General features: G+C 57.0%; 8 protein-coding genes, 6 tRNA genes and 2 rRNA genes. All 16 read left to right on the top strand.

Features of this window, described 5'->3' with window-relative positions; genetic code table 11:
* Positions 1 to 44: 44 nt before the first annotated feature.
* The 16 genes from BUS06_RS01825 to rpoB all read left to right on the top strand — a co-directional run bounded on the left by BUS06_RS01825 (position 45) and on the right by rpoB (position 13,648).
* A tRNA-Ile gene (locus BUS06_RS01825) sits at positions 45 to 121 on the top strand.
* An 84-nt stretch (positions 122 to 205) separates the two neighbouring features.
* A tRNA-Ala gene (locus BUS06_RS01820) sits at positions 206 to 281 on the top strand.
* A gap of 319 nt (positions 282 to 600) precedes the next feature.
* A 23S ribosomal RNA gene (locus BUS06_RS01815) occupies positions 601 to 3,482 on the top strand.
* Between the two features lie 230 nt (positions 3,483 to 3,712).
* Positions 3,713 to 3,826 (top strand): 5S ribosomal RNA (rrf, locus tag BUS06_RS01810).
* A gap of 147 nt (positions 3,827 to 3,973) precedes the next feature.
* Positions 3,974 to 4,059: transfer RNA gene (locus tag BUS06_RS01805), tRNA-Tyr, on the top strand.
* 42 nt (positions 4,060 to 4,101) lie between these two features.
* A tRNA-Gly gene (locus tag BUS06_RS01800) sits at positions 4,102 to 4,175 on the top strand.
* 16 nt (positions 4,176 to 4,191) lie between these two features.
* Positions 4,192 to 4,266: transfer RNA gene (locus BUS06_RS01795), tRNA-Thr, on the top strand.
* A gap of 62 nt (positions 4,267 to 4,328) precedes the next feature.
* Positions 4,329 to 5,519, top strand: a complete 1,191-nt coding sequence (tuf, locus tag BUS06_RS01790) for an elongation factor Tu (RefSeq protein WP_074262708.1) — start codon at positions 4,329 to 4,331, stop codon at positions 5,517 to 5,519.
* A 64-nt stretch (positions 5,520 to 5,583) separates the two neighbouring features.
* Positions 5,584 to 5,659 (top strand) — tRNA-Trp (locus tag BUS06_RS01785).
* Positions 5,660 to 5,694: 35 nt separating this feature from the next.
* Positions 5,695 to 6,075, top strand: coding sequence for a preprotein translocase subunit SecE (gene secE, locus BUS06_RS01780; RefSeq protein WP_074262716.1), 381 nt, complete (start codon positions 5,695 to 5,697; stop codon positions 6,073 to 6,075).
* A 1-nt stretch (position 6,076) separates the two neighbouring features.
* Positions 6,077 to 6,634 carry a transcription termination/antitermination protein NusG gene (nusG, locus tag BUS06_RS01775; protein WP_007180147.1) on the top strand — a complete coding sequence of 186 codons (558 nt, stop codon included), beginning with the start codon at positions 6,077 to 6,079 and terminating at the stop codon, positions 6,632 to 6,634.
* 163 nt (positions 6,635 to 6,797) lie between these two features.
* Positions 6,798 to 7,229: a 50S ribosomal protein L11 gene (rplK, locus tag BUS06_RS01770; protein ID WP_074262715.1), complete on the top strand. Its 432-nt coding sequence runs from the start codon at positions 6,798 to 6,800 to the stop codon at positions 7,227 to 7,229.
* Positions 7,230 to 7,928, top strand: a complete 699-nt coding sequence (rplA, locus tag BUS06_RS01765; RefSeq protein ID WP_074262714.1) for a 50S ribosomal protein L1 — start codon at positions 7,230 to 7,232, stop codon at positions 7,926 to 7,928.
* 302 nt (positions 7,929 to 8,230) lie between these two features.
* Entirely contained in the window at positions 8,231 to 8,734 is a 504-nt protein-coding gene (gene rplJ / locus BUS06_RS01760) for a 50S ribosomal protein L10 (RefSeq protein ID WP_074262713.1), read from the top strand.
* A gap of 63 nt (positions 8,735 to 8,797) precedes the next feature.
* Complete coding sequence (rplL, locus tag BUS06_RS01755) at positions 8,798 to 9,172, top strand: 50S ribosomal protein L7/L12 (protein ID WP_062129471.1); 375 nt, start codon at positions 8,798 to 8,800, stop codon at positions 9,170 to 9,172.
* A 369-nt stretch (positions 9,173 to 9,541) separates the two neighbouring features.
* Positions 9,542 to 13,648 (top strand): DNA-directed RNA polymerase subunit beta, encoded by a 4,107-nt coding sequence (gene rpoB / locus BUS06_RS01750; protein WP_074262712.1) that lies wholly within the window; start codon positions 9,542 to 9,544, stop codon positions 13,646 to 13,648.
* The last annotated feature ends 17 nt before the right edge of the window (positions 13,649 to 13,665 follow it).

Here is a 13,665-nt window from a genome sequence, read left to right as displayed (position 1 = left end):
CTTATCGGCTGTGAAACTGAAGACAGATACGCAGACAGACTCAGGGGTCTGTAGCTCAGTCGGTTAGAGCACCGTCTTGATAAGGCGGGGGTCGATGGTTCGAATCCATCCAGACCCACCACTGTTTCTGCGGTGGCTGCGCTGACCGGTAGACCCCGGGGTATGAGATACAGGTAGAGGTAATCTGTGTTGTCTGTGCATGACTGGGGGATTAGCTCAGCTGGGAGAGCACCTGCTTTGCAAGCAGGGGGTCGTCGGTTCGATCCCGTCATCCTCCACCAATCTTCAATGCAGAAAGTCTGGTTCGGTGAACCGGGCGTTATGCATTGGCGATTGAGCCAGTCAGAGTGATACGCAATCAGAGATTGCGATATCGGCTGTCGTTCTTTAACAATCAGGAAGAAGTAGTAAAGAGATTCACGAAAGATCACTTAGAGATGGGTGATTGAGTAGGTGAATCAGGGTTGTGATTGTATCAATGTATTTTTAAGTGATCGAAAGATTGCTTTGGAATACGGCGCAACACGAATACTCAACCTGTAGCGTGTGTGGCAAGCGTGTCATTCCCAGTGGGTGACACATGAGACACACCCGTTATAGGGTCAAGCGAACAAGTGCATGTGGTGGATGCCTTGGCGATCACAGGCGATGAAGGACGCGGTAGCCTGCGAAAAGCTACGGGGAGCTGGCAAACGAGCTTTGATCCGTAGATGTCCGAATGGGGAAACCCACTCCGTATGGAGTATCCGCAGCTGAATACATAGGCTGTGCGAAGCGAACGCGGCGAACTGAAACATCTAAGTAGCCGCAGGAAAAGAAATCAACCGAGATTCCCAGAGTAGTGGCGAGCGAAATGGGACCAGCCTGTACTCTTTATCTTCATTGTTAGTCGAAGGCTCTGGAAAGTGCCGCCATAGCAGGTGATAGCCCTGTAGACGAAAACAGCGAGGAAGAACTAGGTGTACGACAAGTAGGGCGGGACACGTGAAATCCTGTCTGAAGATGGGGGGACCATCCTCCAAGGCTAAATACTCGTGATCGACCGATAGTGAACCAGTACCGTGAGGGAAAGGCGAAAAGAACCCCGGGAGGGGAGTGAAACAGATCCTGAAACCGCATGCATACAAACAGTCGGAGCCTTTGAAAGAGGGTGACGGCGTACCTTTTGTATAATGGGTCAGCGACTTACATTCAGTGGCAAGCTTAACCGATTAGGGCAGGCGTAGCGAAAGCGAGTCCGAACAGGGCGATTCAGTCGCTGGGTGTAGACCCGAAACCAGGTGATCTATCCATGGCCAGGATGAAGGTGCGGTAACACGTACTGGAGGTCCGAACCCACTAACGTTGAAAAGTTAGGGGATGAGCTGTGGATAGGGGTGAAAGGCTAAACAAACCTGGAAATAGCTGGTTCTCTCCGAAAACTATTTAGGTAGTGCCTCGTGTATCACCTTCGGGGGTAGAGCACTGTCATGGTTGAAGGGTCCATTGCGGATTACTTCGCCATAGCAAACTCCGAATACCGAAGAGTGCAATCACGGGAGACAGACATCGGGTGCTAACGTCCGGTGTCAAGAGGGAAACAACCCAGACCGCCAGCTAAGGTCCCCAAATATTGCTAAGTGGGAAACGAAGTGGGAAGGCTAAAACAGTCAGGAGGTTGGCTTAGAAGCAGCCATCCTTTAAAGAAAGCGTAATAGCTCACTGATCGAGTCGTCCTGCGCGGAAGATGTAACGGGGCTAAGCAATATACCGAAGCTGCGGATGCATATTTATATGCATGGTAGGAGAGCGTTCCGTAAGCCTGCGAAGGTGCATTGAAAAGTGTGCTGGAGGTATCGGAAGTGCGAATGCTGACATGAGTAGCGATAAAGGGGGTGAAAGGCCCCCTCGCCGTAAGCCCAAGGTTTCCTACGCAACGTTCATCGGCGTAGGGTGAGTCGGCCCCTAAGGCGAGGCAGAAATGCGTAGCTGATGGGAAGCAGGTTAATATTCCTGCACCATTGTTAGATGCGATGGGGGGACGGATCGCGGAAGGTTGTCCGGGTGTTGGAAGTCCCGGTCCTTGCATTGGAGAAGGCGCTTTGGCAAATCCGGGCGCGGAATTCAAGGGTGCGAGGCCATTCACTTCGGTGAAGAAGCAATCGGAAGTGGTTCCAGGAAAAGCCTCTAAGCTTCAGTCTAACAAGACCGTACCGCAAACCGACACAGGTGGGCGAGATGAGTATTCTAAGGCGCTTGAGAGAACTCGGGAGAAGGAACTCGGCAAATTGGTACCGTAACTTCGGGATAAGGTACGCCCCTGTAGCTTGATGCCCCTGCGGGCAAAGGGTGAAGGGGTTGCAATAAACTGGTGGCTGCGACTGTTTAATAAAAACACAGCACTCTGCAAACACGAAAGTGGACGTATAGGGTGTGACGCCTGCCCGGTGCCGGAAGATTAAATGATGGGGTGCAAGCTCTTGATTGAAGTCCCGGTAAACGGCGGCCGTAACTATAACGGTCCTAAGGTAGCGAAATTCCTTGTCGGGTAAGTTCCGACCTGCACGAATGGCGTAACGATGGCCACACTGTCTCCTCCCGAGACTCAGCGAAGTTGAAGTGTTTGTGATGATGCAATCTCCCCGCGGCTAGACGGAAAGACCCCATGAACCTTTACTGTAGCTTTGCATTGGACTTTGAACCGGTCTGTGTAGGATAGGTGGGAGGCTGTGAAGCGTGGACGCCAGTCTGCGTGGAGCCAACCTTGAAATACCACCCTGGTCTGTTTGAGGTTCTAACCTTGACCCGTTATCCGGGTCGGGGACAGTGCATGGTAGGCAGTTTGACTGGGGCGGTCTCCTCCCAAAGTGTAACGGAGGAGTACGAAGGTACGCTAGGTACGGTCGGAAATCGTGCTGATAGTGCAATGGCATAAGCGTGCTTAACTGCGAGACCGACAAGTCGAGCAGGTGCGAAAGCAGGTCATAGTGATCCGGTGGTTCTGTATGGAAGGGCCATCGCTCAACGGATAAAAGGTACTCTGGGGATAACAGGCTGATACCGCCCAAGAGTTCATATCGACGGCGGTGTTTGGCACCTCGATGTCGGCTCATCTCATCCTGGGGCTGTAGCCGGTCCCAAGGGTATGGCTGTTCGCCATTTAAAGAGGTACGTGAGCTGGGTTTAAAACGTCGTGAGACAGTTTGGTCCCTATCTGCCGTGGGCGCTGGATATTTGAAGGGGGCTGCTCCTAGTACGAGAGGACCGGAGTGGACGAACCTCTGGTGTACCGGTTGTCACGCCAGTGGCATCGCCGGGTAGCTATGTTCGGAAGAGATAACCGCTGAAAGCATCTAAGCGGGAAACTCGCCTTAAGATGAGATATCCCCGGGGCTTCGAGCCCCTTGAAGGGTCGTTCAAGACCAGGACGTTGATAGGTCAGGTGTGGAAGCGCAGTAATGCGTTAAGCTAACTGATACTAATTGCCCGTAAGGCTTGATCCTATAACAGGTGTGTCTCGACCCGGGTTGGCGCTTTAGCGCCTACCCGGGTCCGATCCCCGAAGGGGATGCGTGTGAACCCCCAGACGGGGGTAGCAGAACGCACGGTTGAGTGATCAGTGTTGTGCCAGAAACAACACAACCCCAGAACGCTCCCGCTGGTGAGCATCACCAGAAACTACTTCTTCCCGATTGGCCGTATTGCTCCATGAGCAGTGCAGCAACAAGTCATGCCTGATGACCATAGCGTGTCGGTACCACCCCTTCCCATCCCGAACAGGACCGTGAAACGACTCCACGCCGATGATAGTGCGGATTACCCGTGTGAAAGTAGGTAATCGTCAGGCTCCCTAGCAGCATCAGAAACCCCACCCCGCAAACGGTGGGGTTTCTGCGTTTACGGAAACGGTTATAAGTGAGGGCTTTGGGGTTCTGGGCGGTCAGGCGGTACTTGACATTGTAGTGCTCTTCCCCCATAATCATCAGTTCTCTGCGGAGGGGTGCCCGAGTGGCTAAAGGGGGCAGACTGTAAATCTGTTGGCTTACGCCTACGTTGGTTCGAATCCAACCTCCTCCACCAGAATGCACGCTGAAGTAGTGATTGGGAATCGAAGAGATCCTTGCGGGTGTAGCTCAATGGTAGAGCAGAAGCCTTCCAAGCTTACGATGAGGGTTCGATTCCCTTCACCCGCTCCAGTAACGAAGATGTAGCGCCCATGTGGCTCAGTGGTAGAGCACTCCCTTGGTAAGGGAGAGGTCGGCAGTTCGATCCTGCCCATGGGCACCAGAAGTACTCAGTGATTGTTTGCGCGCGGCGCAACGTACGGATAATCCTCTTAGGAGTCGAAAATGGCCAAGGGTAAGTTTGAGCGGACCAAGCCGCACGTGAACGTCGGCACGATCGGTCACGTTGACCACGGCAAGACCACGCTGACGGCAGCGATCACGACGGTGCTGACCGCGAAGTTCGGCGGGGAAGCGAAGGCGTATGACCAGATCGACGCGGCGCCGGAAGAAAAGGCGCGCGGCATCACGATCAACACGGCACACGTCGAGTACGAAACGGCGAACCGCCACTACGCGCACGTTGACTGCCCGGGCCACGCTGACTATGTGAAGAACATGATCACGGGCGCCGCGCAGATGGACGGCGCAATCCTGGTGTGCTCGGCCGCTGACGGCCCGATGCCGCAAACGCGTGAGCACATCCTGCTGGCACGTCAGGTTGGCGTTCCGTACATCATCGTGTTCCTGAACAAGTGCGACATGGTGGACGACGCTGAGCTGCTGGAGCTCGTCGAGATGGAAGTTCGCGAACTTCTGTCGAAGTACGACTTCCCGGGCGACGACACGCCGATCATCAAGGGTTCGGCCAAGCTGGCGCTGGAAGGCGACAAGGGCGAGCTGGGCGAAGTGGCGATCATGAACCTGGCCGACGCGCTGGATACGTACATCCCGACGCCGGAGCGTGCAGTGGACGGCGCATTCCTGATGCCGGTGGAAGACGTGTTCTCGATCTCGGGTCGTGGCACGGTGGTGACGGGTCGGGTTGAGCGCGGTGTGGTGAAGGTCGGCGAAGAAATCGAGATCGTGGGTATCAAGCCGACGGTGAAGACGACGTGCACGGGCGTGGAAATGTTCCGCAAGCTGCTCGACCAGGGTCAGGCGGGCGACAACGTGGGTATCCTGCTGCGCGGCACGAAGCGTGAAGACGTGGAGCGTGGCCAGGTGCTGGCCAAGCCGGGTTCGATCAACCCGCACACGCACTTCACGGCCGAAGTGTACGTGCTGAGCAAGGACGAAGGCGGTCGTCACACGCCGTTCTTCAACAACTACCGTCCGCAGTTCTACTTCCGTACGACGGACGTGACGGGCTCGATCGAGCTGCCGAAGGACAAGGAAATGGTGATGCCGGGCGACAACGTGTCGATCACGGTGAAGCTGATCAACCCGATCGCGATGGAAGAAGGTCTGCGCTTCGCCATCCGTGAAGGTGGCCGTACCGTCGGCGCAGGTGTCGTTGCCAAGATTCTCGAGTAAGCCAGCCAGTACTCGTGGATTAGAAGTTTCGGGGTTGGCGGTGTCGTCAACCCCAAAATGGTTTAGGGGTATAGCTCAACTGGCAGAGCGTCGGTCTCCAAAACCGAAGGTTGGGGGTTCGATTCCCTCTGCCCCTGCCAACTCTCGCGCCGTATGTGGCGCTCGTTAAGGTGTTATGGCGAATCCTTCCGTCGAAACTGTAAATACTTCCGGCGACAAGCTGATGGTCGCTGCGGGCGTATTGTTGGTCTTGGCCGGGTTCGTGGGGTTCTTCTGGCTCGGTAGCCAGGAATGGTACGTCCGCGGAGCTGCCTTGGCTGTTGGCGTCATCGCGGGTGTTGCAGTCGGACTTCTCTCCGCGCCCGGTAAGGGTTTCATCGCATTCGCCAAGGACTCGTACAAAGAAGTCCGCAAGGTTGTTTGGCCGACTCGTAAAGAGGCAACGCAAACAACTCTCGTGGTGTTCGCTTTTGTGTTCATCATGGCGGTGTTTCTGTGGATTTGCGATAAGTCCATAGAATGGGCGATTTTCTCGGCGATTCTGGGTTGGAAATGATATGAGCGATACTCCGGCATCCCCGAGTGGAAAACGTTGGTACGTCGTGCACGCCTACTCCGGTATGGAGAAGAGCGTGCAACGTGCGCTTCAGGAGCGCATCGAACGTGCTGGCATGCAAGACCAGTTTGGCCAGATTCTCGTGCCTACTGAAGAAGTCGTAGAGGTCAAAGGCGGTCACAAGTCAGTGACCGAGCGTCGTTTCTTCCCGGGCTATGTGCTTGTGGAAATGGAAATGACTGACGAGACGTGGCACCTCGTGAAGAACACGGCAAAGGTGACCGGTTTCGTGGGCGGTGCGCGCAATCGTCCTAGCCCGATTTCCCCGCGGGAAGTCGAGAAGATCATGTCGCAGATGCAGGAAGGCGTCGAGAAGCCGCGTCCGAAGACTCTGTTCGAGGTCGGTGAGATGGTTCGCGTCAAGGACGGCCCGTTCACGGATTTCAACGGCAGCGTCGAGGAAGTGAACTACGAGAAGTCGCGAGTCCGCGTGTCTGTCACCATTTTCGGCCGCGCAACGCCGGTCGAGCTGGAATTTGGTCAGGTCGAAAAGTTGTAATGAAGATTCCGCGGAGCGCGCCTAACGGCGCGTTCCGTATTTCGCGCTTACGGTCCGCGTAATGGCCGTTGAGGAGCGTCAGTAGCCGGTTTCGGCGAACGCGCGCTACTACTCACCTGAACGCCCGCATGTAGCAGCGCGGCGTTCCAACGAGGTTTTCAACATGGCAAAGAAAATCATCGGCTTTATCAAACTGCAGATTCCTGCAGGTAAAGCCAATCCGTCGCCGCCGGTCGGTCCGGCACTGGGTCAGCGTGGCCTGAACATTATGGAGTTCTGCAAGGCGTTCAACGCGCAGACTCAGGCAATGGAACCGGGTCTGCCGATTCCTGTCGTGATCACTGCGTTCGCGGACAAGAGCTTCACGTTCGTTCTGAAGACGCCGCCGGCTACGGTTCTGATCAAGAAGGCAGCGAAGATCGACAAGGGTTCGGCAAAGCCGCACACCGACAAGGTCGGCAAGATCACGCGCGCACAAGCTGAAGACATCGCCAAGGCCAAGATGCCCGATCTGACGGCAGCTGACCTGGACGCAGCGGTCCGTACGATCGCTGGTAGCGCGCGCTCGATGGGCATCACCGTGGAGGGCGTGTAAATGGCTAAGCTTTCGAAGCGTCTGCAAGCATTTGCAAACAAGGTTGATCGCCAGAAGCTGTACGCGATCGACGAAGCGCTGTCGCTCGTGAAAGAGTGCGCAAGCGCGAAATTCGACGAATCGATCGACGTTGCTGTGCAACTCGGCATCGATGCGAAGAAGTCGGATCAAGTGGTTCGTGGCTCGGTCGTACTGCCGGCCGGTACCGGCAAGTCGGTTCGCGTCGCTGTGTTCGCTCAGGGCGAAAAGGCTGAGCAAGCTCGTGCAGCAGGCGCGGAAATCGTCGGTATGGAAGACCTGGCTGAACAGGTCAAGGCCGGCAAGCTGGACTTCGACATCGTGATCGCTTCGCCGGACACGATGCGCGTTGTCGGTACGCTTGGTCAGATCCTTGGCCCGCGTGGCCTGATGCCGAACCCGAAGGTCGGTACCGTGACGCCGGACGTCGCGACGGCTGTGAAGAACGCCAAGGCAGGTCAGGTGCAATTCCGCGTCGACAAGGCCGGTATCATCCACGCCACCATTGGTCGCGCTTCGTTTGAGCCGACGGCTCTGCGCACCAACCTGGCTGCTCTCGTCGAAGCGCTGCAAAAGGCGAAGCCGGCAACGAGCAAGGGTGTGTACCTGCGTAAGGTCGCGTTGTCGAGCACGATGGGTGTTGGCGTTCGCGTCGACCAGACATCGCTCGCAGCACAGTAAGAAAATTCATCGCCTTGATGTGAGTCGAGGCGGTTCTAAGGGCTTTGGGCGGTCGCAAGATGGCAGTCTGCATCGAACGACCGGTTGTCAAAGACCGTTGGCGGGAAAGCAGCAGGTAGGCCGACCCTTAATGTAAAGCCAACGCAGATGGCGAACCCGAAAAGGTTTTGTGGTGATGAAACCGCGGGTTGTCCGCAGCAATGCGAACAGCGCGTGGTCGAAATACTCCTGACTGGTCGGACGCCGTTGTTGAACGCGATGCACAAGGCGCACGCTGCGTGTATCGAATCTGGAGGTTAACCGTGCCACTCAATAAAGAAAGCAAGCAGGCCGTCGTCGCTGAGGTTGCCGCGCAAGTCGCGAAAGCCCAGACCGTCGTTCTTGCTGAGTATCGTGGAATCGCGGTTGGCGATCTGACCAAGCTGCGCGCGAAAGCGCGCGAGCAACAGGTGTACCTCCGCGTGTTGAAGAACACGCTGGCGCGTCGCGCTGTCGAAGGTACCCCGTTTGCTTCGCTGGCAGAGCAGATGACTGGCCCCCTGATCTACGGCATCTCGGAAGATGCAATTGCTGCTGCCAAGGTCGTCAACGACTTCGGCAAGAGCAATGACAAGTTGATCATCAAGGCTGGTTCCTACGAAGGCAAGGTGATGGACAAGGCTGGCGTGCAAGCGCTGGCAAACATCCCGAGCCGCGAAGAACTGCTCTCCAAGCTGTTGTACGTTATGCAGGCACCTGTTTCTGGCTTCGCGCGCGCTCTGGCCGCGCTGGCAGAAAAGAAACAAGGCGAAGAAACCGCTGCTTAACGCACTTCAGTCGAGCGTAATTGATCGCTGGCTGTATCCGAATTCAATTTAGGAGTATTTCAAATGGCAATCGCAAAAGAAGACATCCTCGAAGCAGTAAGCTCGATGTCGGTTCTGGAACTGAACGAGCTGGTTAAGGCGTTCGAAGAAAAGTTTGGCGTGTCGGCAGCTGCTGTTGCAGTGGCAGGCCCGGCAGGCGGCGGCGCTGCAGCTGCTGCTGAAGAGCAAACCGAATTCACGGTCAACCTGACGGAAGTCGGCGCGAACAAGGTTTCGGTCATTAAGGCTGTTCGTGAACTGACGGGTCTCGGCCTGAAGGAAGCGAAGGACCTGGTCGACGGCGCACCGAAGCCTGTTAAGGAAGCGGTACCCAAGGCTGCTGCTGAAGAAGCCAAGAAGAAGCTGGAAGAAGCCGGCGCGAAAGCTGAAATCAAGTAACTTTCGGCGCGCTGTGCGAAGGCTGGCGGTTTTCCACCGCCGGCCTTTTTGTGCTTTGTGGGCGCTACGTTTTTGCCGGGTTGTTTCGGTAAGAACGTAGTCCTAGAAGCCAAAGAAAATCGCCTTTCGGCAGCATTGACCGGCGTTTTTCTTTGTCTTCTGAAGCGACTGCAGAAGGCAAGTTTGGTCGGGTAGCGGGCAACATAGGCATCCGCTGCCGTCAGCCAGCGGTTGGTAGCGGCCAACCACCAAGCTTCTAGGCTCGTTCAAGCCATCGGACGGCCATCGGGTCTCAGTCGGTGAACACTCGGGTTGTCTCATCAAGGTATCCTGCCTCGACAACAATGCCCGCCGTGATTCGGAGATCGTATGCAATATTCCTTCACCGAGAAGAAGCGCATTCGCAAGAGTTTCGCGAAGCGCCCCATCGTTCACCAAGTACCTTTCCTGCTGGCTACCCAGCTTGAATCATTCAGCACGTTTCTGCAAGCCGACACGTCTTCGACGCAACGCAAGCCGGAAGGCCTGCAAGCGGCGTTTACGTCCGTTTTCCCCATTGTTTCTCACAACGGCTTCGCCCGTCTAGAGTTCGTCAGCTACATGCTGTCGCCGCCGGCATTCAACATCAAGGAATGTCAGCAGCGCGGTTTGACGTACTGCTCAGCGCTGCGCGCGAAAGTGCGCCTGGTGCTGCTCGATAAGGAATCGCCGAGCAAGCCGGTCGTCAAGGAAGTGAAGGAACAGGAAGTGTATATGGGCGAAATTCCGCTCATGACGCCGACTGGTTCGTTCGTCATCAACGGCACGGAACGCGTGATCGTTTCGCAGCTGCACCGCTCGCCTGGCGTGTTCTTCGAACACGACAAGGGCAAGACGCATAGCTCGGGCAAGCTGCTGTTCTCGGCACGTATCATTCCTTACCGTGGTTCGTGGCTCGACTTCGAATTCGACCCGAAGGACGTGCTGTATTTCCGCGTCGACCGCCGCCGTAAGATGCCGGTCACGATTCTGCTCAAGGCCATTGGCCTGACGCCGGAACAGATCCTCGCTAACTTCTTCGTGTTCGACAATTTCACGCTGATGCCGGAAGGCGCGCAGATGGAATTCGTGCCGGAGCGTCTGCGTGGTGAAGTCGCGCGCTTCGACATTTCGGACCGTGACGGCAACGTGATCGTCCAGAAGGACAAGCGGATCAACGCCAAGCACATTCGTGACCTCGAAAACGCGAAGACGAAGTTCATCTCGGTGCCGGAAGACTATCTGCTCGGCCGTACGCTGGCGAAGAACGTCGTTGACGGCGACACCGGTGAAGTCATCGCCAACGCGAACGACGAAATCACGGAAACCGTCCTCGAAAAGCTGCGCGAAGCGAAGATCAAGGACATCCAGACGCTCTACACGAACGATCTCGATCAAGGTCCGTACATCTCCTCGACGCTGCGTATCGACGAAACCGCCGACAAGATGGCCGCTCGCATCGCGATCTACCGCATGATGCGTCCGGGCGAACCGCCGACCGAAGAAGCGGTCGAGGCGCTGTTCAACCGTCTGTTCTACAGTGAAGACGCATACGACCTGTCCAAGGTGGGTCGTATGAAGTTCAACCGCCGTGTCGGTCGCGACGAAATCGTCGGCCCGATGACGCTGCAAGACGACGACATCCTCGCCACGATCAAGATCCTGGTCGAGCTGCGTAACGGCAAGGGCGAAGTGGACGACATCGACCACTTGGGCAATCGTCGTGTGCGTTGCGTCGGCGAATTGGCGGAGAACCAGTTCCGCGCCGGTCTCGTGCGTGTGGAACGTGCGGTGAAGGAACGTCTGGGTCAGGCTGAAAGCGAAAACCTGATGCCGCACGACCTGATCAACTCGAAGCCGATTTCGTCGGCGATCCGCGAGTTCTTCGGTTCGTCGCAGCTGTCGCAGTTTATGGACCAGACCAACCCGCTGTCGGAAATCACCCACAAGCGCCGTGTTTCGGCTCTTGGCCCGGGCGGTTTGACTCGTGAGCGCGCTGGCTTTGAAGTCCGCGACGTGCACCCGACCCACTATGGCCGTGTGTGCCCGATTGAAACGCCGGAAGGTCCGAACATCGGCCTGATCAACTCGCTGGCTCTGTACGCGCACCTGAACGAATACGGCTTCCTCGAAACGCCGTATCGCAAGGTTGTGGACAGCAAGGTGACGGATCAGATCGACTATCTGTCGGCGATCGAAGAGGGCCGTTACGTGATCGCTCAGGCGAACGCGGCCGTGGCTGCTGACGGCTCGCTGACCGACGAGCTGGTGTCGTCGCGTGAAGCAGGCGAAACGCTGATGGTTACGCCGGACCGCATCCAGTACATGGACGTGGCGCCGTCGCAGATCGTTTCGGTCGCTGCTTCGCTGATTCCGTTCCTCGAGCACGATGACGCGAACCGCGCATTGATGGGTTCGAACATGCAACGTCAGGCTGTGCCGTGTCTGCGTCCTGAAAAGGCCGTGGTCGGTACGGGTATCGAGCGTACGGTGGCAGTTGACTCGGGTACGACGGTTCAGGCATTCCGCGGTGGCGTGGTGGATTACGTCGACGCAGGCCGTATGGTGATCCGCGTGAACGACGATGAAGCCGCTGCTGGCGACGTCGGCGTGGACATCTACAACCTGATCAAGTACACGCGTTCGAACCAGAACACGAACATCAACCAGCGTCCGATCGTGAAGGTCGGCGACATCGTGTCGCGTGGCGACGTGCTGGCTGACGGTGCATCGACCGATCTCGGCGAACTGGCTCTCGGCCAGAACATGCTGGTCGCGTTCATGCCGTGGAACGGCTACAACTTCGAAGACTCGATCTTGATCTCGGAGAAGGTGGTTGCTGACGACCGCTACACCTCGATCCACATCGAAGAACTGAACGTCGTTGCTCGCGATACGAAGCTTGGACCGGAAGAAATCACGCGCGACATCTCGAACCTGGCCGAAGTACAACTCGGCCGTCTCGATGAGTCGGGCATCGTCTACATCGGCGCTGAAGTCGAAGCAGGCGACGTGCTGGTCGGTAAGGTAACGCCGAAGGGTGAAACCCAGCTGACGCCGGAAGAAAAGCTGCTGCGCGCGATCTTCGGTGAAAAGGCTTCGGACGTGAAGGATACGTCGCTGCGCGTGCCGTCGGGCATGAGCGGCACGGTCATCGACGTGCAAGTGTTCACCCGTGAAGGCATCCAGCGCGACAAGCGTGCCCAGCAGATCATCGACGATGAACTGAAGCGCTATCGCCTCGACCTGAACGACCAGTTGCGTATCGTGGAAGGCGACGCGTTCCAGCGTCTCGCACGTATGCTGGACGGCAAGGTTGCCAACGGTGGCCCGAAGAAGCTCGCGAAGGGTACGAAGATCGACCAGGCTTACCTGCAAGATCTGGATCACTATCACTGGTTCGACATCCGCCTCGCGGACGAAGAAGCAGCGGCGCAGCTCGAAGCCATCAAGGACTCGATCGAACAGAAGCGTCACCAGTTCGACCTGGCGTTCGAAGAAAAGCGTAAGAAGCTCACCCAGGGCGATGAACTGCCGCCGGGCGTGCTGAAGATGGTCAAGGTGTATCTGGCTGTGAAGCGTCGTCTGCAGCCTGGCGACAAGATGGCCGGCCGTCACGGTAACAAGGGTGTGGTGTCGAAGATCGTTCCGATCGAAGACATGCCGTACATGGCCGATGGCCGTCCGGCTGACGTCGTGCTGAATCCTCTCGGCGTGCCGTCGCGGATGAACGTGGGCCAGGTTCTCGAAGTGCATCTGGGTTGGGCCGCGAAGGGTCTCGGCTGGCGTATCGGCGAAATGCTGCAGCGTCAGGCGAAGATCGAAGAACTGCGCGCATTCCTGACCAAGATCTACAACGAGTCGGGCCGCGCTGAAGAGCTGGACAGCTTCACGGACGACGAAATCGTCGAACTGGCGAAGAACTTGCGCGAAGGCGTTCCGTTTGCCACGCCGGTGTTCGACGGTGCGACGGAAGAAGAAATGTCGCGCGCGCTGGATCTGGCCTTCCCGGACGACATCGCGAAGAACCTCGGCATGACGCCGTCGAAGAACCAGGTCCGCCTGTACGACGGTCGCACGGGCGAGATGTTCGAGCGTACGGTCACGGTCGGCTACATGCACTACCTGAAACTGCACCACTTGGTCGACGACAAGATGCACGCGCGTTCCACGGGCCCGTACTCGCTCGTGACGCAGCAGCCGTTGGGCGGTAAGGCGCAGTTTGGTGGCCAGCGTTTCGGTGAAATGGAAGTGTGGGCGCTCGAAGCGTACGGCGCATCGTACGTGCTGCAGGAAATGCTGACGGTGAAGTCGGACGACGTGACTGGCCGGACCAAGGTCTATGAGAACCTGGTCAAGGGCGATCACGTGATCGATGCAGGCATGCCGGAATCCTTCAACGTGTTGGTGAAGGAAATCCGCTCGCTCGGTATCGATATCGACCTCGACCGCAACTAATCGGACTACGGAGAGAA

It is taken from the genome of Paraburkholderia phenazinium (genome assembly GCF_900141745.1).
GTDB lineage: Bacteria > Pseudomonadota > Gammaproteobacteria > Burkholderiales > Burkholderiaceae > Paraburkholderia > Paraburkholderia phenazinium_B.
The sequence above is the reverse complement of the archived record's forward strand: the minus strand, read 5'-3'. Positions and strand labels throughout refer to the sequence as shown.

Bases quoted from the DNA above. Each gene is read 5' to 3' on its own strand.
- tuf (WP_074262708.1), top strand. From the start codon at position 4,329: ATGGCCAAGGGTAAGTTTGAGCGGACCAAGCCGCACGTGAACGTCGGC.
- secE (WP_074262716.1), top strand. From the start codon at position 5,695: ATGGCGAATCCTTCCGTCGAAACTGTAAATACTTCCGGCGACAAGCTG.
- nusG (WP_007180147.1), top strand. From the start codon at position 6,077: ATGAGCGATACTCCGGCATCCCCGAGTGGAAAACGTTGGTACGTCGTG.
- rplK (WP_074262715.1), top strand. From the start codon at position 6,798: ATGGCAAAGAAAATCATCGGCTTTATCAAACTGCAGATTCCTGCAGGT.
- rplA (WP_074262714.1), top strand. From the start codon at position 7,230: ATGGCTAAGCTTTCGAAGCGTCTGCAAGCATTTGCAAACAAGGTTGAT.
- rplL (WP_062129471.1), top strand. From the start codon at position 8,798: ATGGCAATCGCAAAAGAAGACATCCTCGAAGCAGTAAGCTCGATGTCG.
- rpoB (WP_074262712.1), top strand. From the start codon at position 9,542: ATGCAATATTCCTTCACCGAGAAGAAGCGCATTCGCAAGAGTTTCGCG.